Below are 22,326 nucleotides of genomic sequence, written 5' to 3'. Positions count from 1 at the left end.
GCTCACCACCGGCAGATGACGACGCCGGCGCTCGCGCCGCTCGCGAACCCGAACATGCCCACCAGGTCGCCCGGATGGAGCCGGTCCGATTTCAGGGCGGTGGCGAGCTGGAGCGGGATGGTGTTGGTCGCGACGTTGCCGTGCGCGGGGAAGGTGGAGAGGATCCGCGACGGGTCCACGCCCACCCAGCCGCACGCCACCCGGGTGAACGGCACGGACGGCTGGTGCACGCAGACGAGGTCGAAGTCATCGACGTCCACACCGAGTTCGCGCACCGCTGCGCGCACCTTGGCGGGCATCCCGTCGAAGGAGTCCACGAGCCGGGCCGAGTCGATCTCGAGGCGGCCCATCGTGCGGTGGTTCGCGTACGGATTGGGCAGCGTCGCCGCCTGCCAGCCCCAGGAGTTGGCGAAGAACCGGCTCCCGAGGATCCCGGGCCTGGTGCTCGCGCAGACCAGCACCGCCGAACCCATGTCGCCGGTGCTCAGGCTCGGCAGGGCGCCCATCACCTCGTCCGGGTCGGTGACGCTCCACCGGCTCTCCCGGGTACTGACCTCGGCGCTGGAGATCAGCACCCGCCGGTACTGTCCGGTCCGGATGAAGGAGTCGGCCACCTCCAGGGCGTTCAGTACGCCGTTGCAGGCGTTCTTCAAGTCGAACACCGGGCAGTCCAGGCCGAGTTTGGCGGCCACCACATGGGCGGTGGCCGGTTCCTCCATATCGGCGAGGATGCCGGCGTACAGCAGCAGGTCCACCTTCCCGGCCGGGGTGCCGCTCTCCTCGAGGAGGCTGCGGGCGGCGTGCACCGCCAGGTCGGAGGGCTGCTCCTCGTGGGGGGCCACCGTGCGCTGGGACAGCCCGTACATGTGCTGCAGCACGCCCCGGGACATGGGGATCCCGGGGCTGCCGGCCCGGAAGCGGTCCTCGACCGCGGACACGCTCTGGCGCCCCTCCGGTACGTGGACGGTGGCGTGGACGACGGCACTGTGAAGGGCCAAGGGTACGAAGCCTTCTGCTGGTGGGGGACGGCGGAGGTCAGGGCGCGGTGAGGAGGAGCACCACGTTGTGCCCGCCGAAGCCGAAGGAGTGGCTGACGGCAGTGGTGACCCGCTGCTCGCGCGCCGTGCCGGTCACGCAGTCGATGTCGTACGGAGTGCCGGAGCCGCAACCGGAGCCGCCCGCAGTGAGGTTGGCGATCGGTGCCACCCGGGAGTCCCGGATGGTGAGTGCGGCGAGGGCGGCCTCCACCGCGCCGGCGGCGCCGAGGCTGTGGCCGAGCACCCCCTTGGGGGCGGTCACGCTGGGGCCGTGCGGCAGGACGCGGGCGATGAGTTCGGCCTCGGTGCGGTCGTTGAGGGGGGTGGAGGTTCCGTGGGCGTTGACGTGGTCGACGTCGGCCGCGGACAGCCCGGCTTCGGCGAGCGCCGCCCGCAGGGCCGCCTCGGCGTACTCCCCGCCGGGGGACGGAGCCGTCGGATGGTGCGCGTCCGAGGTGAGGCCGGCTCCGGCAAGGTGCGCGTAGCCGCGCCGCCCGCGGGCCGCCGCGTCCCGCGGCCGCTCGAGTACGAGCACTGCGGCCCCCTCGGCGATGACGAAGCCGTCCCGGTCCGCCGCGAACGGCCGGGAGGCCAGCGCGGGCTGGTCCGACCGCCCGGACAGGGCGCCCATCCGGGCGAACCCGGTGGTGATCACCGGGGTCACGGCGGCCTCCGAGCCGCCGGCGATCGCGATGTCGCAGGCGCCGGAGAGCAGCAGGTCCCTGGCGATGGCCAGGGCGGTCGCCCCCGAGGAACAGGCCGTCTCGGTGGCCAGGGAGGGACCGTGGGCGCCGAGGTCCGCCGAGACCTCGCCGGCGGCCATGTTGGGGATGAGCATCGGGATGAGGGATGGAGCGACCAGGTCGGGTCCCCCCTGGTGGAGGCGCAGGGTCTGGGTTTCCAGATGGGCGGCGCCGGCCAGTCCGGAGCCGATCACCACGGCCACGCGCGCCCCGTCCCAGGAGGCGGGGTCGAGCCCGGCGTCCGCCACGGCCTCGCGGGCCGCGAGCACCGCGAGCTGCGTGAAGCGGCCCATCCGCCAGGCCTTGCGGCCGCCGATGCGCCCCTGGTCGGGGGTCATGGCGGGGATGCGGCAGGAGAAGTCGACCGGGCAGTCCTTCAGCTCGGGATCGGACTCCGCGGTGGAACGGCCCCGGAGCACACCGGCCCAGGTCTCCTCGCGGCCGAACCCGGCCGGAGTGATCAGCCCCAGGCCGGTGACGGCGACGGCGCGGCGGAGCGGGGAGCCCGTCACAGGGCGTCCCGTTCGGTCCGCTTGGAGTGGAGGACGGCCACGAGCTCGCCGATGGTGGTGCGCCGGGCGGCCTCGTGCTCCTCGACCTTCACGCCGAGCTCCTCCTGGAGGGCGAGCGCCAGTTCGGCGAGGGCGAGCGAGTCGAGGTCGAGGCTCTCCAGGGTGGCGTCGGGCAGGACGCTCTCGGGGGAGACTTCGAACTTCTCGGTGAGCACGGTGGTGAGCACGGTCTGGACCGGGGGCATGGCGATGTGTCCTTCCGGGACGGGGGTGAGCTGAAACAGGCCGGGGTCGGCTGCCGGCGGGTAGCGGGCAGCCGGGAGCCGGGATCGTCGTGCGAGAGGGGGATTTGGGCGGGGGTGCAGAGGGCCGCCCGGAGCTCAGTGCGAGCCTCTCGGGAGAGGGCGCTGCGGTCGGTCGCAGCACGGCTGGGTACGGGCGGGCCCGGTGGTGCGCGGGGAAGGGGAAACGGGGAACGGGGAACGGGCCTCAGGGCGCCGGTTCGATCCCGGGCACCGCACGCTCCAGCCGCGGCCAGAGCACGGCCGCGGACCCCCAGGTGAGCCCGGCGCCGAAGGTGGTGAGCAACACCCTTTCCCCCGCGTGCAGTTCGCCGCGCGAAGCCGCGTCGGCCAGGGCGAGCGGGATGGACGCGGCGCCGGTGTTGCCGACCCGTTCGATATTGGTGATCCGGCGCGGACCGGGTACGGGCAGGCGCTCCCCGACGGCCTTCACGATGCGGGCGTTGGCCTGATGGGCGCAGAACCGGTCCACGTCCTCGGGCGACCAGCCCGCGTGCTTCAGTACGGTCTGCGAGGACTGGGTCATCCGGGTCACCGCGTGCTGGAACACCTCGCGCCCCTGCATGCGGAAGTGGCGGTCGCCGGGGCCGTATGCCTGTGGGTCGGACCGCTCCCGGGCGCCGCCGCCCCGCACCTCGATCAGCTCGTCGCCCGAGCCGTCGCTGCCGAGGTCGAAGGCCAGGATGCTCCCCGGTTCCCCGGAGCGGCCCCGGCGGAGCACCACGGCGCCCGCGCCGTCGCCGAAGACGATGCCGGCCGAGCGGTCCTCGGGGTCCAGGAGGGTCGAGTACAGGTCGGCCGCCACGAGCAGGACCCGGTCGGCGCAGCCGGAGAGCAGGGCGCCGGCGGCGGTGGCGAGCCCGTACAGGAAGCCGCTGCAGGCGGCGTTCACGTCCCAGGCCGCAGCGCCGCCCAGGCCCAGACGGGTGGCCAGCTGCGGGGCCATCGCGGGCATGGGCCGGTCCGGGGTCGAGGTGGCCACGAGCACGGTGTCCACCGGAGCGCCGCCCGCCACGGCCAGGGCGCGGCGCCCGGCTTCGAGGGCGAGCTCGCCGGTGGACACGCCGGGTTCGGCCCGGCGCCGCTCGCGGATTCCGGTGCGGCGGTGCACCCAGGCGTCGTCGATGCCCCATGCCGAGGGGAGTCCGGCGTTGGCGACCACCCGGGGCGGAACGTATCCGGCGATGCCCTCCAGGACCGCCGCGGGCGGGGCGGAGCGGGTGGCGGGGGGTGTCAACTGGTCTTCTGAGCAAGGCAGGAGGGAAGTCACGCACGTCTCTCAGGAGGGATCTCGGGGGAGCGGCACGACTGTAGGGCGGGTCAAGATCACGGCGGGTGCGGAGGCGAAGGGGAACGGATGTGCTGGACACCCTGTTCGACGTCATTGCCGCAGCTCACGGGCGTGCAGGAAGAAACGTTACGGCCGATGGGCCATCGGGGTATCGCCCCAAAGGCTGAACCGGGTACGGCTGTCCAGGCGTCTTGCTGACGTTGGGGTGGTGCTGATGGTGATGCTGGGATGGTGGCGTTGGGATGGTGGTGCCACTTCCGGACCCACAACCGCTTCGACGGGCCCGGGGCAACGGCAGGGGAGGGGTGCGCCTGTTGAACGTGTTGCACGCGCACTCCTCCCGGCCGGACGGTCGTCAGTCGACCTGGAGCTCGCCCATCCGACTCCAGCCGGTCGCGCCCTCGATGGTGGTGCTGACGATCTCCGGCGTCCGGGTGACGAGGGGCCGCATGGTCTCGAGGGCCGCGCGGAAGTGCGCGGAGGTGACGTGCGCTTCCGCGGCGTCGTCCTGGAACGCCTCGACCAGTACGTAGGTGTCCTGCTCCTCCAGGCTGCGGGACCACTCGAACCACAGGTTGCCCGGCTCGGCGCGGGTGGCCTGTGTGAACTCCGCGACCAGCTCGGGCCACTGCTCGACGTACTCGGACTTGACGGGGAATTTCACCACAATGAAGATCATTCGACCATTGTAGGCGCGAGCCCCCGCGGCTCGTGCCGGCCTCAGCCCTGCTCGGGGGCCGCCGACGGCGCGGGGAAGGCGGTGGCGGTGAGCGCCGCCGCGAGGTTGTCCTTGCGCATCCGCTGGTCGACGTAGATCAGGGCCACGACCAGTTGCGGGAAGCTGAACTGGAACAGCGAGCTGACGACACCGCCGAGGGTCAGGGTCACCACGTAGAACAGGATCGGGAAGATCAGCGCGCTGACCTCGGGCGAGGGATCGTCCGGCCCCGGCATGTTCGGGAAGAAGCCGAACATGCCGACGAAGCCGAACGGCATCTGGATGATGTACCCCACGACCATCGCCACCAGATGTCCGAGCAGCCAGGTGCCGAACACCTTCCACCAGCCGTCGCGGACCAGATGCGAAGAGCGCCGCAGCGCCGCGACGGGGCCGAGCCCTTCGCACACCGCCGCGGCGGGAGCGAGGCTGAACCGGGCCGTGAGCCAGACCGAGAACGGGATGCACAGGAGCGTGCCCAGGAGGAGCAGGAAGAAGACGGCCGGCGGGCCGGAGCCGTCCAGGTCCGCGGACATGATGAGCAGTGGGACGCAGATCGCGTACAGCAGGATCGCCGGCCCGCCCGCCGAGAGCGCGGTGAGCAGTACGGTGCCCAGCACCGCCGGCAGCCGTGACCAGCCGCGGCGCCACAGCGCGCCGAAGGTCACCGCGCGGCCGAGCACCGCCTCCTGGACCAGCGCGGGGCACAGCGCCGTGAACATCGCGGCGCCCACGGTCATCGTGACGAGCATGACCACGCCCGCCGGTATGAAGGACAGGAAGAGGGCCGCCACGTCCGATCCCTCGAGGCCTTCTCCGGAGGCGGGATCGAAGAGGGCGGAGAACCGGTCGTAGGTGGCCGCGAAGGTGATCCCGAGCGCCGCTGCCACGACCAGGATCCCGATGCCCTGTACCGCGGCCATGACGCCGATCAGGGGCTTCCAGTACCGCCCGAAGGTGGCGAAGGCTCCGCTCAGCACCTCGCCCGTGGTGAGCGGGCGCAGGGGTATGACGCCCGGCTGCGGTGCGGGGGGAGGCATCCAGCCACCTCCCCACTGCGGCGGCACGGGCCGGTCCGGGTGCTGATTCCACCCAGCGTGGTGCGACATGACGGTTCCCCCTCGAATGAAGGGACACCGTAACCCGCCCGGTGAGGACGCCTCCCGGGGACCCCTGCACGCCACCGAAGGCCGCTACGGCCGGCGACAGCGGCGGCAACGGCGGCCCGGGCACGGTCCTCCGGGGCGGGGCCGGTTGGCCGCCCTCCAGCGCCGCGCCCGAGTGCGCTGATGTCGTCGCACGCCGGCCCTCCCCGGGTGCGTGAAGATCGCAGGTGGGTACGACCGCAGACGGAGGGCTCCATGGCATCCAGGGATACGGGCACCGGTACGGGCACGGATACGGACCGGCCCGGCCGGATCGAGGCTCACGGCATCGACCACGTCCCCGACCGGGAACGCCACGGCCGGGCCCGCGAGCTGTTCCCCGTCTGGGCCGCGGCGAACGTCAACTACCTGAGCATGGTGGTCGGCGGCGCCCTGATCCTCATGGGTCTGAGCCTGGGCCAGGCCGTCGCGGTCATCGTGCTGGGCAGCCTGTTCTGGGCGCCGATCGGCCTGCTGGCCGTCTCGGGACCGGCCTCGGGCACGCCGAGCGAGGTGATCGCGCGGGCGATGTACGGGATCCGCGGCAACCGGGTCAACATCGCCGTCAACGGCTGGGCGCTCTGCATCTGCTACATCGCCCTCAACCTCGCCGCCGCCGCGGTCGCCGCCTTCGTCCTCGTCGAGAAGGCGGGCATCGACACGAACAGCGGCGTCAAGGTCGCCGTCGTGGTGGTCATCGCCGCCCTCACCCTGGCCATCGGCGTCTACGGACACGCCACCATGGTGAAGCTCTATCCGCCCATCGCCATCGCCCTCACGGCCACCTTCGCCGTCGTCGCCGTGTTCGTGTGCGCCCGCGCCGACCTCGGCCACCAGCCCGCGCGGCCACTGACGGGAGTCGACCTGTGGGCCACCCTCGCGGCAGGCCTCACCCTCGTCGCCTCGGGCCCCCTCTCCTACACCAACAGCGCGGACTTCTCCCGCTACCTGCCGCGGGAGACCTCCCCGTGGGCCGTCGCGGGCTGGACCGCGCTCGGCGGGTTCCTGCCCGGCGTCCTCCTCACCTCGCTGGGAGCGCTCGCCGCGACCGTCGTGGACATGTCCGAACCGCAGGCCGGACTCGAGGGCATCCTGCCCGCCTGGTTCTCACCCGTGTTCCTGCTGGCGATCGTGCTCGGCACGATCGCCAACAACGCGATGACCGCCTACAGTTCGGGCCTCGCCCTGCAGGCCGCCGGCGTCCGGGTCCGCCGCTCCCTGGGGGTCGTCGTCGACGGGGCGCTCGGGGTCGCGGTGACCCTGTACGCGCTCCTCGTCTCCAACTTCCTCGACACGGTCGGCAACCTCCTCCAGCTCACCGTCGTCGTGCTCGGGCCCAGCACGGCCGTCTACGCGACCGACATCCTGCTGCGCCGCTGCCGCTACGACGGCCCCGCGCTCACCGACGAGACCCCGGGCAGTCCCTTCTGGTACGCCCGGGGCGTCAACCCCGCGGGCGCGCTGGCCCTGACGGCGGGGATCGCGGCATCCGCGCTCTGCGTGGACACCCTGTACACGGGCCCCGTCGCCCGGGCCCTGGGCGGCGTGGACCTCTCCCTGCCCGTCGGCATCATCGTGTCGGCGTTCCTCTACGGGCTCCTGATGCACCGCTCCCTGAGAGGCCGGCCCACCGCGCCGCCCGCCTGAGCCGGGCACCCGGCGCTCGTACCCCCTACGACGGGGCGTGCAGCTCCCCGGTCTTCGCCACGCGGGCGTACCAGTGTGCGCTCGATTTGGGTGTGCGCTTCAGGGTTTCGTAGTCGACGTGGATGGCACCGAACCGTTTGGCATACCCGTAGGACCATTCGAAGTTGTCGAGCAGTGACCAGAGGAAGTAGCCGCGTACGTCCACTCCGTCGGTGATCGCCCGGTGTACGGCGTCGAGGTGGGCGTGGATGTAGGCGGCGCGTTCCGGGTCGTGGACCGTGCCGTCGGGTCCGATCTCGTCCTCGTAGGCGGCTCCGTTCTCGCTGATGACGAGCGGCAGTCCGGGGTATCGGGCGGCGGTGTGGGTCAGCAGGGCGTGCAGGGCGCCGGCGTCGATGGGCCAGCCCATCGCGGTGCGTTCACCGGGGGCCTTGTGGAAGGCGACCTCGTCGGCGCCGGGCCAGGGGGAGTGTGCGCTGTTGCCGTGGCCGTCGTCCTGCGGTTTCGGGTCGCCGGGTGCGACGTGTGAGACGACGGTCGGGGTGTAGTAGTTGACGGCGAGCAGGTCCAGGGGCTGGTGGATCGTGGCGGTGTCGCCGTCGTGGACGAAGGACCAGTCGGTGAGGTGCGCGGTGTCGGCGAGCAGGTCCTGGGGGTAGGCGCCCTCGAGCATGGGGCCCAGCCAGATCCGGTTGCCGATGGCGTCGATGCGCCGGGCCGCGTCCCGGTCCTCGGCCGAGGGGGTCAGGGGGCGCACCTGGTGGAGGTTGAGGGAGACGGCGAGCTGGGCGTCTGCGGGCAGTGCGGCGCGCAGGGCTTGGACGGCGAGGCCGTGACCGAGGTTGAGGTGGTGGGCGGCGCGCAGGGCGGCGACCGGGTCGGTCCGGCCGGGGGCGTGCACGCCGGAGGCGTAGCCGAGGAACGCGCTGCACCAGGGTTCGTTGAGGGTGATCCAGTGCTTCACCCGGTCTCCGAGGGCATCGGCGACGAGCCCCGCGTACTCGGCGAAGCGCTCGGCCGTCGCACGCTCCGGCCAGCCGCCCGCATCCTCCAACTCCTGGGGGAGGTCCCAGTGGTAGAGGGTGAGGGCGGGGGTGATGCCGGCGGCGAGCAGTTCGTCGACGAGCTTGCGGTAGAAGTCGAGGCCGTTCTGGACGGCCGGACCGCGGCCGGTCGGCTGGACGCGTGACCAGGACACGGAGAACCGGTAGGCGCCCAGGCCGAGTTCGGACATGAGCCGGACGTCGTCGGGGTAGCGGTGGTAGTGGTCCACGGCCACGTCACCGGTGTGGCCTTCGAAGACCTTGCCGGGGGTGTGGGAGAAGGTGTCCCAGATGGACGGGGTCCGGCCGCCTTCACGGGCCGCGCCCTCGATCTGGTACGCGGCGGTGGCCGTGCCCCAGAGGAAGTCGGGCGGGAAGGTGCGGGTGGCGGTGAGCGGCCGGGTCTCGGACGCGGTCATAGGAGAGCGCTCCCAACGCGAGTGCGGATGAAGGGGTCAGTTCTTGACGGCGCCGGCCGTGATGCCGCCCACGATGTGCTTGCCGAGCACGGCGAAGACGAGCAGCAGCGGCAGTGTGGAGATGAGCGCGCCGGTCAGTACGACGGCTTGGTCGACGGTGTGGTTGCCCGCGCCGAGGCCGGCGAGGGCGACTTGGAGGGTGGGGTTGCCGTCCGGGGTCAGTGCGATGAACGGCCAGAAGAAGTCGTTCCAGGCCTGGACGAAGACGAGCATCCCGAGGACGGCCATCGCGGGCCGGGCCACGGGGAACACCACGTGCCAGATGATGCGCAGGCTGTGTGCGCCGTCCATCCTGGCGGCCTCCACGAGCTCCACCGGCAGCGCCTCGATGAGGTACTGGCGCATGAAGAACACGCCGAAGGCGGCGACCAGCGAGGGCAGGACGACCGACTGGAGCTGGTCGACCCAGCCGAGGTCGGTGATGATCTGGTAGAGCGGGATGACGCTGAGCTGTGGCGGGATCGTCATGGTGGCCACCACCAGGCCCAGCAGGGCGCCGCGGCCCTTGAAGGGCAGTTTGGCGAAGGCGAATCCGGCCAGGGTGGAGAACAGGACGGTGGACAGGGCCACGAGCGAGGCGACGATGGTCGTGTTGACCAGGGCCTGGCCCATGTCGACCTGGTTCCAGGCGAAGGTGAGGTTGTCGAAGAGCCGGGGGCCGGGCAGGAGCGGGGCCGGGGCCTCGACGACGCGTTCGCCGGTGTGGGAGGCGGCCACGAGGTTCCAGTACAGCGGGAAGAGAGAGACCAGGGCGGCCAGGCCGAGGAGGACGTACGTCAGCGGTCCCGCATGGTGCTGACGGCCGGCCGACTGGCGCATCAGCCTGCGGCGGGGCGCCACCGGGGTGGCCGCGGCGGCGGGTCCGGGCGGACGTGTGGGTGTGGGTGTGGACGTGTCGAGCGTGCGCGCCATGAGCTCAGCTCCCCGACTTCTTGCGCTGGTGGTGCGAGCGGGTGATCAGCGTCTGGATGCCGCCGATGAGCAGGAGGAGCAGGAGCATGACCCAGGCGATGGCGGAGGCCTGGCCCAGTGCGCCGGTCACCCAGCCCTTCTCGTACATGAGCAGGCTGAGCGTCTGGAACTGGTTCCCGCTGCCCCCGCTGATGCCGACGCTGCCGCCGAAGAGCATGGGCTCTCCGAAGAGCTGGGTCGCACCGATGGTGGAGACGATGACGGTGAAGAGGATTGTCGGCCGGATGGAGGGGATGGTGACGCTGAGGAACTGGCGCCAGCGCGAGGCCCCGTCCAGCGCCGCGGCCTCGTAGAGGTCGTGGGGCACGGCCTGCATCGCGGCGAGGTAGATGAGTGCGTTGTAGCCCGTCCAGCGCCAGGTCACGATCGTGGAAATCGCTATCTGTGCGGGCCATTTGGAGGACTCCCAGGCGACCGGATCGAAGCCGACCCAGCCCAGGACCGTGTTGATCAGCCCGTAGTCGGTGTTGAAGAGCTGGGCGAAGACGAGTGTGGCGGCCGCGATGGAGGTGGCGTAGGGGGCGAGGATCGCGACGCGGAAGAAGCCCCGGCCGCGCAGTTTGTAGTTGAGCAGGTGCGCGAGGCCGAGGGCCATCAGCAGCTGGGGAACGGTGGAGATCACGCCGATGGTGAAGGTGTTGCCGAGCGCGTTCCAGAAGAACTCGCTGGTCGCCAGGGAACTGTAGTTGTCCAGTCCCTTCCACTGGGCGTTGCCGCCGAGTTCGACCCGGTGGAGCGAGAGCCAGCCCGTGTAGATCAGGGGGAAGAGGCCGAAAGCGGCGAAGGTGAGGAAGAAGGGGGCGACGAAGACGTAGGGGACGGCCTTCAGGTCCAGGCGGTAGAGCGTGCTGCGCAGGCCGGCGGGCGGCGGGGAGCCGCCACGCGTCGCCCGTACGGAGGTGGCCACGGGGGCGTCCTTCCGGGTCGGTGCGTACGGGAGGAGGTGCGTACGGGGAGATGCGTACGGGTCGGTGTCCACGGGTCTGTGTCCACGGATCTGTGTCCGGCGGGTGTGGGACCGCGGGTGTGGGGACCGGGGAGGCGGACGGCGGCGGTCACGGCGGCGGTCCGGGCGGCGGCCCGCCGCCCTCGCTGGGCGGCGACGGGCCGCGGGCCACTCCGCTACTGGTCGATCTTGTCGTCGACCAGCTTCTTGACGTTCTCCCAGGCCTTCACCGGGTCGGTGCCGCGCTGCTCGATGTCGAGGATGCCGTTGTCGGTGAGGAAGGTCTTCACCTGACCGTCCCAGCGGCTGATCGGGGCGGGCGTGATGCCGGCGGCGGCCTCCGAGTAGATCTTGCCGACCGGGGTGTCACCGAAGTACGGCAGCTTGGCGTTCTGGACGGTCGCCGACGTGAGCGTGTCCTTGGTCGAGGGGATGTTGCCGTTCACGCCGAAGACCTTGGCGTGCTGCGCCGGCGCGGTCAGCCAGGCGGCGAGCTCGGCCGCCTCCTTGACGTGCTTGCCCGACTTCGGCACGGCCAGGAACGAGCCGCCCCAGTTGCCGGCCACGGGCGGCGCGGCGATGTCCCACTTCCCTTGGTTCTCCGGGCCCGCCTGGTCCTTGATGATGCCCGTCATCCAGCTGGGGCAGGCGACGGTGGCGAACTTCGCGTTCTTGAAGGCCGCGTTCCAGGTGCCCTTCTCGTCGAACTGGCGGAGCTTGCCCGTCAGTTCGCCCTTCGTCGCCGCCACGGCGGTGTCCCAGGCCTTCTTCACGCCCGGGCTGTTCTCGTAGTCCAGCTCGCCCTTGGTGTTGGCGTACTGCACGGGCTCGCTGGAGATCACCGCGTTGAACAGGCCGCTCGCGGAGTCGTGGAAGGCCGTGCCGGCCGGGGCGTTCTTCTTGTACGTCTCGCCGGTGGCGATGAACTTCGCCCAGTCGCCCGCCCACAGCTTGGCGACCTCGGTGCGATCCGTCGGGAGCTTGGCCTGGGCGAAGAGGTCCTTGTTGTAGCAGATGGCCATCGGGCCGATGTCCGTACCGAGGCCGATGACCTTCCCGTCGCCGGTGGTGGCCTGCTTGACCTTCCAGTCGAGGAACGCGCCGAGGTCCGCGCCGCCCGTCTTGCCCAGGTCGGTCCACTTGTCCGCCATGGCCGGACCGGTCGCCTCCGCGATGTAGCCCACCTCCAGGGCCTGGATGTCCGCGAGACCACTGTCGCGCGAGAGCCGCAGCTTGAGGGTGTCCCAGTACTTCTGGCCGTCCGCGACGTTCGACTCTTCGATCTTGATGTTCGGGTGCGTCTTCGTGTACTCCGCGTAGAGCTTGGCCCCGGTCGCGTCGTCGTATCCGAAGGAACCGAAGGTGCCGATCCGCAGCGTGATCTGCTCCTTGGCGGCCGTGCCGTCGCCCTTGCCGCTCCCGCTGTCACCGTCGCTGCCGCAGCCGGTGAGCAGGGCCGTACCGGTCGCCACGACGGCGATCGCGGCGGCCGCGTTGACCGCCATGCGGCGTCCGCGACCGTGTCTGCTGCTGGAAGTGCGCATTCCACTCTCCTCGTCCAAGGTGGTGCTCGTTGTGCGCCAGGAGGTCCGGCGGGCTGTTCGCGGCTCGGCGAGGGCCCTGCCAGGACCTGATGTGGAGCGCGTCCCCGCATCCAGGGATGGGAGCGCTCCCACGTCGTTGCCGGAAGGTTGCTGCTTGGTGGGGGCGGGTGTCAAGGGATGAACGCGAATTGGTGACGCAGGGGCGATCGGTGCGGGCCGGGCCCCGCTTTCCGGTGCGGGCTCGGCGGGTTCTGGCGGCGGTCATGGCGCCAAGGTGGGATCATGAGTAGTGTGGGAGCGCTCCCATCCGAGCCTTCCGTGCGCCGGAGCGGCGTAACGTGTTCCGCGCGAGATGGGGGCGGGATCCGCTTCTTACCTGATCAGTCGCGCCCGCCGGCACGTACCGGACCGGACCGCGACAGCGCACGAGGGGAGTTCGAGCACCGTGAGCGGACGGCAGAACGGCAGGCCCACCCTGGAAGAGGTCGCGGCCCTGGCCGGCGTCGGCCGGGGCACGGTCTCCCGGGTGATCAACGGCTCGCCGCGGGTGAGCGAGCAGGCCAAGGACGCCGTTGCCCGCGCGGTGGCCGAGCTGGGGTACGTTCCCAATCAGGCGGCCAGGGCGCTGGCCGGGAGCCGGACCGACGCGGTCGCCCTCGTCATCCCGGAGACCGAGGCCAGGCTGTTCTCGGAGCCGTACTTCCTCGAGCTGATCCGGGGGGTCAGCGCCGAACTGGCCGAAGCAGACAAGCAGTTGCTGCTCACCCTGGTGCGGACCGAGGCCGAGCGCCGGCGGTTCGAGGACTATTTGGCCGCCCAGCGGGTCGACGGCGTGCTGCTGGCTTCCGTCCACGGCGACGACCCGCTGCCCGACCGGATCATGAAGCTCGGGCTGCCGGTGGTCATGAACGGTCGGCGCTCCGAGGCCGAACCCGTCGCCTACGTGGACTCCGACAACATCGGCGCGGGACGCGCGGCCGTCGCCCACCTGGTGGGCCGGGGCCGGGGCAGGATCGCCACCATCAGCGGGCCGCTGGACATGTACGTGGCCCGGGCGCGGCTGGGCGGCTACCGCGCGGGGCTCGCCGAGGCGGGGATCCGGCCCGACGAGTCCCTGGTGGTGACCGCGGACTTCACCGAGGAGGGCGGCCGGCTGGCGATGCGCGAGCTCCTGGAGCGCGCACCCGGCCTGGACGCCGTCTTCGCCGCCTCCGACGTGATGGCGGCCGGTGCCCGCGGGGTGCTGCGCGAGGCGGGGCGGCGCATCCCCGAGGACGTGGCCCTCGTGGGGGTTGACGACTCCGCGGTGGCCCGCCTGATGGATCCGCCCCTGACGAGCGTGCGCCAGCCGATCGAGGAGATGGGCCGCACGATGACCCGGCTGCTTCTCCAGAAGATCGCCGACGGGCCCGGAGACGAGGGGGCCCCGGGGCACGGGCAGGGCGAGGGGGCGCGCCGGGTGCTTCCGACGGAACTGGTCGTGCGGGATTCCTCCTGAGTGCCTGATCCCCACCCGCCGCGACGCTCCTCCGCCGACGGGTTCTGAGCACCGTGCACTTGTCGCCCGCCGCCAATTCCGGCATGCCTGTCGGCCTGCACGTCGATGGGCTCCGTCGCCGACGTCGTGATCCTGGAAACCCGTACGCGGCGTACAGCCGGGGCCTAGGGTCGTGGCCATGGAGCCCACATCCCCGCCCCCGATGCCCACCTGCATCCACAGGTCGGGGCAGCGGATGGCCCTCTTCCTCGTGGGGGGCGTGTTCGCGCTGTTGGGAGTGGTGATGCTGGTCGATGGATTGGCCGCCGGAGATCCCTTCGGCGTCGTGCTCTCCGTCGTCATTGGCGCAGGCGGTTTCTGGATCGTGTTCCGCAGTTGCGTCCTGGGGGTGGAGATCTACTCCACGGGTCTGACCGAGCGTGGCCTGGGACGATCGAAAGTCATTCCGTGGTGTGCGATCGACACGGTCGGCACCGGTGATGGTCCGGGCTTGGCCCCCGCGCAGGCTCCCGGATTGCTCCTCAAGGACGGCACGTCGGTGGGACTCGGGGCCATCGCCTCGTCCTCGAGTCGTATCGTCGACCGCGACTTCGCCCTGATCAAGGCCCTGCACGCCACCCACGTCACCGGCTGTCCCCACTGCGCGTGAGTGCCGCGGGGGATCGACGGCAGCTCGTCGCGGTCACGTGCGGACACGGAGGCGGCCGGCCTCGGCCTCCGGTCAGGGGGTTCCGCCGCCAGGGGTGGCGGGGGAGTTCGGTGCCGGCGCGTCCGGTTCCGCGAGGTGGGTGTCCATGGTGGCGTTCAGGTCGGCCATGAACGCTTCGAACTGTTCCAGGAGCCGGGGCGGGTAGTGCGACATCGCGGTGTCGAGGCGGCGGGCGAGGGGGTCGAAGAACTCGTCCGCCCGTTCCTGGATGTGCGCACCGCTGCGCAGGGTGATGACGCGCCGGTCGGAGTGTTCGCGGGTGCGGGTGACGTGCCCCGCCGCCTCGAGGCGGTTCAGGAGCGCGGTGGTGGCTCCCGTGGACAGGGAGATGCGTTCGCTCAGCCGCGCCGGTGACAGCGGCGTTCCGCGTTCTTCGGCGGCGGCGATCTCCAGTACGGCGGTCGCGTCGGTGGAGTGCAGCCCCAGTCGGGCGGCGAAGCGCCGGCCGAGCTCGGTGTAGTGGCCGCCGTAGGTCCTCAACGATTCCATCAGCCGCTCACGCTGCTCCGCGACGCCGTCGTCCACCGCTTCCTCCATGCCGGGCCTCCGCCTTCCTCCAGTGCCGTGCGGATCACGCGGTCACCGTGCTTTGACAACCTATCGCGATCACTTTACCTTCATGGTGGAATTACTTCACCATGGAGGTATCTGGCGTGCGTGACCCATCCCTCGGCCCCGACGAGACGACCGACCCCTACCGGTGGCGGTGGCTGATCCTTGCGGTGATGATCGTCGCGGAGATCATGGATCTCCTGGACGCCTCGATCGTCAACGTCGCGGGGCCGGACCTGGAGAAGTCCCTCGGTGCCGGTTCCGTCGGACTGCAGTGGGTGATCGGCGGCTACGCCCTCACCCTGGGCGCGGGGCTCGTGCTCGGTGGCCGGCTCGGCGACCGCTACGGGCGGCGCCGGATGTTCCTGATCGGTCTGGCGGCCTTCACCACGGCCTCGCTCCTGTGCGCGATCGCGCCCGACATCGAATCGCTGATCGCGTTCCGCCTGTTGCAGGGCACTGCCGGGGCGATGCTGCTGCCCCAGGGACTGGGTCTGCTGAGGGAGAACTTCTCCGGCCCCGAGCTCACCAAGGTCTTCGCGATCTTCGGCCCCGTCCTCGGCCTGGGCGGCATCATCGGCCCGGTCCTGGGCGGCTTCCTCATCGAGGGCGACTTCTTCGGTCTGGGCTGGAGGTCGGTGTTCCTGATCAACCTGCCCATCGGGATCGCGGCGCTGATCGTCGCGGCGAAGTTCGTGCCCAAGAAGGCGGGTGACCGCACCGTACGGGTCGACCTGACCGGCGCGGTCCTGGTGATGGCGGCGTGCGCCCTGCTCGTGCTGCCGCTGAACCAGGGGCAGGAGGACGGCTGGCCGCTGTGGACGTGGCTGTCCATGGCCGCCTCGGTGATCGGTTTCGCCCTGTTCGCCGTCCAGCAGCGCCGAAGGGTCGCCGCGGGCCGTGAACCGCTGGTGACCCCTGGCCTCCTGCGCAAGCCGGCCTTCACCGTCGGGCTCGGCGGCATCGCCCTGTTCTTCGGCGGGCTGATCGGCACGCAACTCGTGCTGACCCTCTTCCTCCAGCTCGGCCGGCACTTCACCGCCGGGGAAGCGGGACTGGGGAACCTGCCGCTCGCGGTGGGAACCGCGATCGGCGGCGCGGTCAGCGGTGCGTTCCTCGCGGACAGGATCGGCCGCAAGGTGCTGCAGATCGGACCGTTGGTCCAGTTGGGGGGCGCGGCCGTGCTGTGGTTCGAGCTCGACGGCCTCGACGCGGCCTCGTTCTCGATCTGGGACATCGTTCCCGGTGTGACCGTGGCGGGCGTCGGCGCCGGCATGGTGATCGCCGCCCTGTTCAGCTTCATCCTCGCCGCGGTCGACGACGACGAGATCGGCTCCGCCTCCGGCGTGCTGTCGGCGGTCCAGGCCGTCGGCGGCTCCATCGGCGTCGCGGTCTTCGGCTCGGTGTTCTTCGCCCGGGCCGAGACCGGTGACTTCACCGGCGGATTCCACCGCGCGCTGATCGTTCAGGCAGGTCTGCTGGTGGCGTTCCTCGCGATCACCTTCCTGCTGCCGAAGAAGGGCCGCCCCGAGGAGCAGCAGCATCAGGGCGTCGCCCCCGAGCCGGTCGCCGGCGACCCGGGCATGGAGCGGCACCTCGCCGTCTGAGACCCGGGACGGACGGCTCCGGCCGACGGGCCCGGGGCGGTACGGAATCCGGATTCCGTACCGTCCCGGGCCTCTTACCGGCGGTGCGTCACAGCGCCGGGTGGGCGTTCTTCATGAGCTCCTGGAACTGCGCCGAGAACCACTGGCCCGACAGCGGCGCGTTCGGGAGGGACCCCGACATGCTGTTGCCGTTGCGGGCGTTGCCCGTGTAGGTCGGGTCGCACATCCGGTCGAAGCCCTTGCCCTCGTTGTTCGGGATCTCCTTGCTCGCGCCGTCCGACTCGCCCGGGGGCTTGATCCACACGTACGCGTCGATGCCCGCCGCCGGGGCGGCCTGCGGTCGTTCGCCGAGGCCGGCGCCCGACTGGTTGCACCAGTTGCCGAGGTGGATGCGGCGGTCGTAGCGGCCGCCGTTGACGTAGGTGTCCACGCTCGTCAGCGCGCCGGGTGCGGTCGGCCGCGCCGTGCCGCCCCAGCCGTTGCGGGAGGTGTCGATCAGCATGCCGAGGTTCGCGTCGAAGCCGAGGGACACCAGTTTGGTCCGCATGGCCTGGGCGTACGAGAGCTCGTCCGTGTACCGGTTCCAGTCGACCCACTTCGACTGGCGTACGGAGGTGCCGTTGACGGAGTCCTCGATCTTGAAGTGATCCTCCTTCAGGGCGCTGTAGTTGGCCGTGTTCACGATGAAGCCGTGCACCTTGGCGAGCGTGGAGCCCTCGGCGGTCGCCGCCTGCTTGAACATCTCCGCGGAGGAGCCGAAGTTGTCGTCCCAGCCGAGCCAGCCGTGGTGGCCCGCGTCCACGTAGTTGTAGACGTTGGCGATGGAGCCGAGCTTGTTCAGTGCGTAGCCGACCCCCTTGACGTAGTTGCCGTTGGCCTTCATCACGTCGCAGTTGGGCGTGGCCGTCGGGCGTCCGGAGACGTTGGTGACCAGGTTCGGCAGCGAGTCGATCTCGACGGTGGTGACGATCCGCAGCCCCGCGTACTTGGAGTCGGCGAGGATGGCGGCGATCGGGTCGATGTACTGCGTCTTGTACTTGTCGATCTCCGTCGGGCCCAGCTCACCGTTGGAGGCGAGCGCGGCGCAGTCCCGCCCGGGCAGGTTGTAGATCACCAGCTGGACGACGAGCTCGCCGCTGCCCTTCTGGGCCAGCGCCGCGTCCAGATGGGCGCGCAGTCCCATCGATCCGCTCGTCCCGGCGATGGCGGCGGTGCGGTCCAGCCAGACGCCGGTGGGCTGGTTCGACACCTTGGTGCCGCCCGGCTCGGCGGCGGCCTTGGCCGACCACTCGGGGTTCACGTACACCTTGGCGCCCGCGTACGGGTTGTCGGCCTTGCCGCCCGACGGTGGCGGGGTGGTCGGCGGGGTCGTGGGCGGCGTGGTGGGCGGTGTCGTCGGGGGAGTGGTCGGCGGCTGGGTCGGGTCCGTCGCGCCGTTGCAGGTGACGCCGTTGAGCTTGAAGGTCGCGGGCACGGCGTTCGTGCCGGTGTGCGAACCGTTGAAGCCGAAGGAGGTCGAACCGCCCGTGGCCAGGTTCCCGTTGTACGAGAGGCTCTTGGCCGTCACGGCCGCCCCGGACTGGGTGATGGTGGCGTTCCAGCCCTGGGTGACCTGCTGGCCGTTCGCGTAGGACCACTCCAGGGTCCAGGAGGCGACCGGGTCACCGGTGTTGGTGACGATCACGTTGGCGCCGAAGCCGGTGTTCCACTGGTTGGTGACTTGGTACTCGACCTTGCAGCCCGCGGTGGCGGCGCCGGCGGAGGTGCCGAACACGGTGGCCGTCGCGCCGGCGGCCGTGACGAGGCTGAGGGCAGCCAACAGGGCGGTGCGCCGGGTCGTGCGGGACGTGGTGCGGGGAGTCGTGCCGATTTCTGCTGTGCGGCTCATTTTCGTGGAATGCCTTTCAGTTCAGGGCGCGCAGGTGGTCGCGCAGCCCGGTGCCGAATGCGGTGGGGGTGCCGTCGTACGCGGTGATCAGGGCCGGGCCGGAGTTGCAGTTCCAGGTGTTCCAGGTCCAGCCGAGGTACGAGAGGGAGCGGTCGTCGAACCACTTCATGACGCGGTCGACGAACGCGTGCGCGCAGGTGTTCTCGCCGATCTCTCCCGCCACGAGCGGGACCCGGGCGGCGACCGGCGCGAGAGTGGAGTCCCAGCACGCCTCGCTGGAACAGGTGTTGAAGTTGTAGACGTGCCAGGCCGCGGCGAGATTGCCCGTCGGGTCGGTGGGGGAGTGGGCGAGCCACTGGCTCAGGTCGTTGGAGTAGGCGATGCCGGGGACGAGGACGAGATTGCGGGCGCCGGTCGCGCGGACGGCGTCCACGAGGTCCTGCATGCCGGCGACCTCGTAGCCGATGCCCGGACACGTGCCGCCGTCGCGCCAGCAGGTCCATGCCTGGGCGGTGGTGGGGGTGGCCCGGTCCGGATAGGGCTCGTTGAACAGGTCGAAGACGACCCGCCGGTCGTTCTTGAAGGTGTTCGCCACCGAGGTCCAGAACGCCGGGCTGTACTGGGCGTCCGGCATCGGCTTCTGGCAGGAGGCGTGCACGTCGGCGCACCCCGAGGAGTTGCCGGTGTACTGGCCGTACGTCCAGTGCAGTTCGACGACCGGGGTCATGCCGTGCGCCAGGACCCGGTCGACCAGTCCCTTGACGGCGTCGGAGTAATTCGCGCCCCGGTACTCGGGTTTGATGGTGTCAGCGCCGAGCCAGCACTCCTCGTTGAGGGGAATGCGGACGGTGTTGGCCTTCCAGTCGGCGATGGCGCGGACCGAGGCGTCGTCGACGGGACCGTCGAAGATGCCGTGGCCCTGGACGCACATGAACTCGCCGCCGGAGCGGTTGACTCCGAGGAGGCGGCGGGTGGCACCGGACCGGTCGGTGAGACGGTTGCCGGTGACGCTCAGTTCCGGCGCCCCGGAGATCGGGTCGGTGGGTGTGGGTGTGGGTGTCGGGCCCGTCGGCGTGGGTGTCGCCGTGGGCGTTGGGTCGGTGGGCGTCGGATTCGGTCCGGGTCCGGAGCCGGAGGTGCAGGCGGCTCCGTTGAGCGTGAACGCGCCGGGCGCCGTATTCACGCCCGACCACGAGGCGATGAAACCGGTGGTCACGCTCGCACCGGTGCCGAGCGTGCCGTTCCAGCTCTCGTTCGCCGCCGTGACGGCCGACCCGGTCTGGGACCACTTGGCGCCCCAGCCCTGGCTGAGAACCTGACCCGCCGGGAAGCCGAAGCCGAGGCTCCAGCCGTTCAGCGCGGAGGCGTTGTTGGTGACGGTGACCGAACCCTGGAAGCCGCCGGCCCATTGACCGACGACCGAGTACGCCACCGTGCACGAGGGTGAGGCCGCGGCTCCTGCGGCCGTACCCGTGACGGCGAGCGCGCAGCTCACCATCGCCAATGCTGCCGCTGTGAGCAGCGCGGACGTGCGTGGGGGGTGTCGCATGAGCGAGTCCTTGCAGCGAGGGCGCGCTGTGACGGCGCGCCGACTGATGGATTCGCTCCCACTGGTTGGGGCCAGACCGTAGCGGCAACTGATGCCAAGCAACAGAGGAGTTGAGGAAATTCCCGCCGGAATGCCTTCGACTCTTCACGGACCTTGACGGCGTTGAGTCTCGTCTGCACAGTGGGAGCGCTCCCACTGGTTCAGAGCTTGTGCCCATCCTCCCCGTACGCCTTCATCACCGAGCCGAAAGGAGAACCATGGCCGTGCCGGTCCCGCGCCGCGCCCCCTCAGTCCACGCGGGGAGTTTCGAGGCGGGAGACGAGTTCCTCGACGAACGCCTCCAGGTGGGGCGGGCGCGGGCCGGTCCGTGTCGCACAGAACCAGGTCCGGGTCAGCGGCTTCGCGCCGATCCGGACCAGGGCCAGACCGTGCGAGGCGACGTATGGGGCGGCGACCCAGTTCGGCAGCACCGTCACGCCCTGGCCGCCCGCCACCATCTCCACCACCAGATCGGTCACCACCGGCATGGTGGTGATGCGGGCGGGACGGGCGCCGGCCGGGATCGGCAGGGGCATCGACGGGATGCGCTTCTGGTCGTAGAAGTCGTAGAGCACCAGGTCCGCGCCGTCGAAGTCGCGGGCGGTCAGGTGCGCGCGAGATGCCCACCGGTGCCCGGCGGGCACCACGGCCATCATCTCGTCGTCGAACAGCCTGGTCAGGGACACCCGGTCCATCTGCAGATCCGGCTTCGTGACCAGGGCCACGTCGACCAGATCGGCCAGCAGCGCCGGAATCGGCGCATCGTCGACGATGGTCTCGATCCGTACCTCGATGTCCGGCTCGCGCACCCGGAAGGCGCGCAGGACCGGCGGCAGCCACGGGAAGGTGGTGCTGCACTGCGCGGCGAACCGCACGCGCCTGTCCCGTCCGTCGCGGAGCTCCCGCAGGTCCCGCGAGGCCGATTCGAGTTCGCCGAGGACGTGGCGGGCGGCGACCAGGAGCCGCCGGCCGGCGGCGTTGGGGATCAGGCGGCGGCCCTTGCGGTCGAACAACTGCATGCCGAGACGGGCCTCCAGCCGGGTGAGCCGCTGGCTCAGCGCCGGCTGGCTGACGTAGAGCCGCTCGGCGGCGGCGGTCAGGGAGCCCGCTTCCGCGGTGGCGTCCAGGAGTTCCAGGTCACGCAGATCCACATCCATAACGCTGGATTATCACATGCTCCAATTCCGTCGTGGTGTTATGGATTGAGGGCCCATAGCTTTCTGGAGTCGGCCGCGGGACTCCCCGGCCTCACCCACGAAAGGCACGAGCCACATGACGACCCACCAGACCACCGCGGCCACGACCGCCACTGCCACTGCCACTGCCGCCGCGACCGTCACCACGGCCATCGTCACCGGATCCTCCAGCGGCATGGGCCTCGACATCGCCCGCGCCTTCCTGGCGGCCGGCGCGAACGTCGTACTCAACGGCAGGGACGCGGACCGCCTCGCCAAGGCCGCCGCGAGCCTCGGCCACCCCGAGCGCACCGCCTGCGTCGCGGGCAGCACCGCCGCCCGGGAGACCGGCGAAGCCCTCGTCCGCACGGCGCTCGATCGCTTCGGGCGGATCGACGTCCTCGTCAACAACGCCGGCACCTTCGAGCCGAAGCCCTTCACCGAGGTGACGGAGGACGAGCTGGACGGCTATCTGACGGGCAACCTCAAGGGCACCTACCTCACTACGCAGTCGGTCGTCCGGGCCCTGCGCACCCAGGGGCAGGGCGGCAGCATCGTCAACATCGGCACCGTGCTGGTGGATCACGCGCTGGCGGGCTTCCCGGCCAGCGCGCCCGTGGTCAGCAAGGGCGGGGTGCACGCGCTGACGACGAGCCTCGCCGCCGAGCTCGCCGCCGACGGGATCAGCGTCAACCTGGTCGCGCCGGGCATCATCCGCACCCCCCTGCACGAAGGCTCCGACGTGGACACCTACGGCGGTCTCGCGCTCCAGGACCGGGTCGGTGAGGTCGCCGAGATCTCCGACGCGGTGCTCTACCTCGCGGGCGCCGGGTTCGTGACCGGCCACGCCCTGCGGGTGGACGGCGGCCACGTCACCGGCCGCCGCATCTGACACCCCTGCCCCTCGTCCCCGCCCGCGCTGGTTCCCGA

At 70.9% G+C, this 22,326-nt stretch carries 19 protein-coding genes; 5 read left to right on the top strand and 14 right to left on the bottom strand.

Going from position 1 to position 22,326, the window contains the following annotated elements; translation table 11 throughout:
• Positions 1-2: 2 nt before the first annotated feature.
• The 6 genes from ACFYYB_RS18890 to ACFYYB_RS18865 form a co-directional block, all read right to left on the bottom strand.
• Complete coding sequence (locus ACFYYB_RS18890) at positions 3-998, bottom strand: 3-oxoacyl-ACP synthase III family protein (protein ID WP_389436329.1); 996 nt, start codon at positions 996-998, stop codon at positions 3-5.
• A 37-nt stretch (positions 999-1,035) separates the two neighbouring features.
• Complete coding sequence (locus ACFYYB_RS18885) at positions 1,036-2,292, bottom strand: beta-ketoacyl-[acyl-carrier-protein] synthase family protein (RefSeq protein WP_389436328.1); 1,257 nt, start codon at positions 2,290-2,292, stop codon at positions 1,036-1,038.
• On the bottom strand, positions 2,289-2,537 hold the full coding sequence (locus ACFYYB_RS18880; RefSeq protein ID WP_389436327.1) for a phosphopantetheine-binding protein: 249 nt from the start codon (positions 2,535-2,537) through the stop codon (positions 2,289-2,291). Before ACFYYB_RS18880 ends, ACFYYB_RS18885 begins: the two co-directional genes overlap by 4 nt.
• 244 nt (positions 2,538-2,781) lie before the next feature.
• Positions 2,782-3,831 (bottom strand): beta-ketoacyl-ACP synthase 3, encoded by a 1,050-nt coding sequence (locus ACFYYB_RS18875; protein ID WP_389436326.1) that lies wholly within the window; start codon positions 3,829-3,831, stop codon positions 2,782-2,784.
• Between the two features lie 409 nt (positions 3,832-4,240).
• Complete coding sequence (locus ACFYYB_RS18870; protein ID WP_389436325.1) at positions 4,241-4,564, bottom strand: putative quinol monooxygenase; 324 nt, start codon at positions 4,562-4,564, stop codon at positions 4,241-4,243.
• 41 nt (positions 4,565-4,605) lie between these two features.
• The gene (locus ACFYYB_RS18865; protein ID WP_389436324.1) at positions 4,606-5,643 is read right to left on the bottom strand and encodes an oxidoreductase; all 1,038 of its coding nucleotides are present in this window, start codon (positions 5,641-5,643) and stop codon (positions 4,606-4,608) included.
• Positions 5,644-5,964: 321 nt separating this feature from the next.
• On the opposite strand from ACFYYB_RS18865, the gene ACFYYB_RS18860 reads away from it, so the two are divergent.
• Positions 5,965-7,395, top strand: a complete 1,431-nt coding sequence (locus ACFYYB_RS18860) for a purine-cytosine permease family protein (RefSeq protein WP_389436323.1) — start codon at positions 5,965-5,967, stop codon at positions 7,393-7,395.
• 25 nt (positions 7,396-7,420) lie between these two features.
• On the opposite strand, the gene ACFYYB_RS18855 is transcribed toward ACFYYB_RS18860, so the two are convergent.
• From ACFYYB_RS18855 to ACFYYB_RS18840, 4 genes are all read right to left on the bottom strand, one after another.
• Positions 7,421-8,857, bottom strand: a complete 1,437-nt coding sequence (locus ACFYYB_RS18855) for a GH1 family beta-glucosidase (protein ID WP_389436322.1) — start codon at positions 8,855-8,857, stop codon at positions 7,421-7,423.
• A gap of 36 nt (positions 8,858-8,893) precedes the next feature.
• Entirely contained in the window at positions 8,894-9,829 is a 936-nt protein-coding gene (locus tag ACFYYB_RS18850; RefSeq protein ID WP_389436321.1) for a carbohydrate ABC transporter permease, read from the bottom strand.
• A gap of 4 nt (positions 9,830-9,833) precedes the next feature.
• Positions 9,834-10,796, bottom strand: coding sequence for a carbohydrate ABC transporter permease (locus ACFYYB_RS18845; protein WP_389437202.1), 963 nt, complete (start codon positions 10,794-10,796; stop codon positions 9,834-9,836).
• Between the two features lie 215 nt (positions 10,797-11,011).
• Complete coding sequence (locus ACFYYB_RS18840) at positions 11,012-12,379, bottom strand: ABC transporter substrate-binding protein (RefSeq protein WP_389436320.1); 1,368 nt, start codon at positions 12,377-12,379, stop codon at positions 11,012-11,014.
• Between the two features lie 445 nt (positions 12,380-12,824).
• Here ACFYYB_RS18840 and ACFYYB_RS18835 point away from each other — a divergent pair, with 445 nt between their 5' ends.
• Positions 12,825-13,877 (top strand): LacI family DNA-binding transcriptional regulator, encoded by a 1,053-nt coding sequence (locus tag ACFYYB_RS18835; protein ID WP_389436319.1) that lies wholly within the window; start codon positions 12,825-12,827, stop codon positions 13,875-13,877.
• A gap of 178 nt (positions 13,878-14,055) precedes the next feature.
• Positions 14,056-14,526, top strand: coding sequence for a hypothetical protein (locus tag ACFYYB_RS18830; RefSeq protein WP_389436318.1), 471 nt, complete (start codon positions 14,056-14,058; stop codon positions 14,524-14,526).
• A 72-nt stretch (positions 14,527-14,598) separates the two neighbouring features.
• Here the strand turns inward: ACFYYB_RS18830 and ACFYYB_RS18825 are convergent, their stop codons facing one another.
• The gene (locus ACFYYB_RS18825; RefSeq protein ID WP_389436317.1) at positions 14,599-15,123 is read right to left on the bottom strand and encodes a MarR family winged helix-turn-helix transcriptional regulator; all 525 of its coding nucleotides are present in this window, start codon (positions 15,121-15,123) and stop codon (positions 14,599-14,601) included.
• A 116-nt stretch (positions 15,124-15,239) separates the two neighbouring features.
• Between ACFYYB_RS18825 and ACFYYB_RS18820 the strand changes: the two genes are divergently transcribed.
• Complete coding sequence (locus ACFYYB_RS18820) at positions 15,240-16,745, top strand: MFS transporter (RefSeq protein WP_389436316.1); 1,506 nt, start codon at positions 15,240-15,242, stop codon at positions 16,743-16,745.
• A gap of 88 nt (positions 16,746-16,833) precedes the next feature.
• On the opposite strand, the gene ACFYYB_RS18815 is transcribed toward ACFYYB_RS18820, so the two are convergent.
• From ACFYYB_RS18815 to ACFYYB_RS18805, 3 genes are all read right to left on the bottom strand, one after another.
• Positions 16,834-18,633, bottom strand: a complete 1,800-nt coding sequence (locus tag ACFYYB_RS18815; protein ID WP_389436315.1) for a glycoside hydrolase family 6 protein — start codon at positions 18,631-18,633, stop codon at positions 16,834-16,836.
• Positions 18,634-18,649: 16 nt separating this feature from the next.
• Positions 18,650-20,182, bottom strand: a complete 1,533-nt coding sequence (locus tag ACFYYB_RS18810; RefSeq protein ID WP_389436314.1) for a cellulase family glycosylhydrolase — start codon at positions 20,180-20,182, stop codon at positions 18,650-18,652.
• Positions 20,183-20,469: 287 nt separating this feature from the next.
• On the bottom strand, positions 20,470-21,378 hold the full coding sequence (locus ACFYYB_RS18805) for a LysR family transcriptional regulator (protein WP_389436313.1): 909 nt from the start codon (positions 21,376-21,378) through the stop codon (positions 20,470-20,472).
• A 115-nt stretch (positions 21,379-21,493) separates the two neighbouring features.
• Here ACFYYB_RS18805 and ACFYYB_RS18800 point away from each other — a divergent pair, with 115 nt between their 5' ends.
• Positions 21,494-22,288 (top strand): SDR family NAD(P)-dependent oxidoreductase, encoded by a 795-nt coding sequence (locus ACFYYB_RS18800; RefSeq protein ID WP_389436312.1) that lies wholly within the window; start codon positions 21,494-21,496, stop codon positions 22,286-22,288.
• Positions 22,289-22,326 lie beyond the last annotated feature (38 nt).

Origin of the sequence: Streptomyces sp. NPDC002886 (assembly GCF_042888445.1) — a bacterium.
Classification (GTDB): Bacteria; Actinomycetota; Actinomycetes; order Streptomycetales; family Streptomycetaceae; genus Streptomyces.
This window is presented reverse-complemented; position numbering and strand designations above follow the sequence as displayed.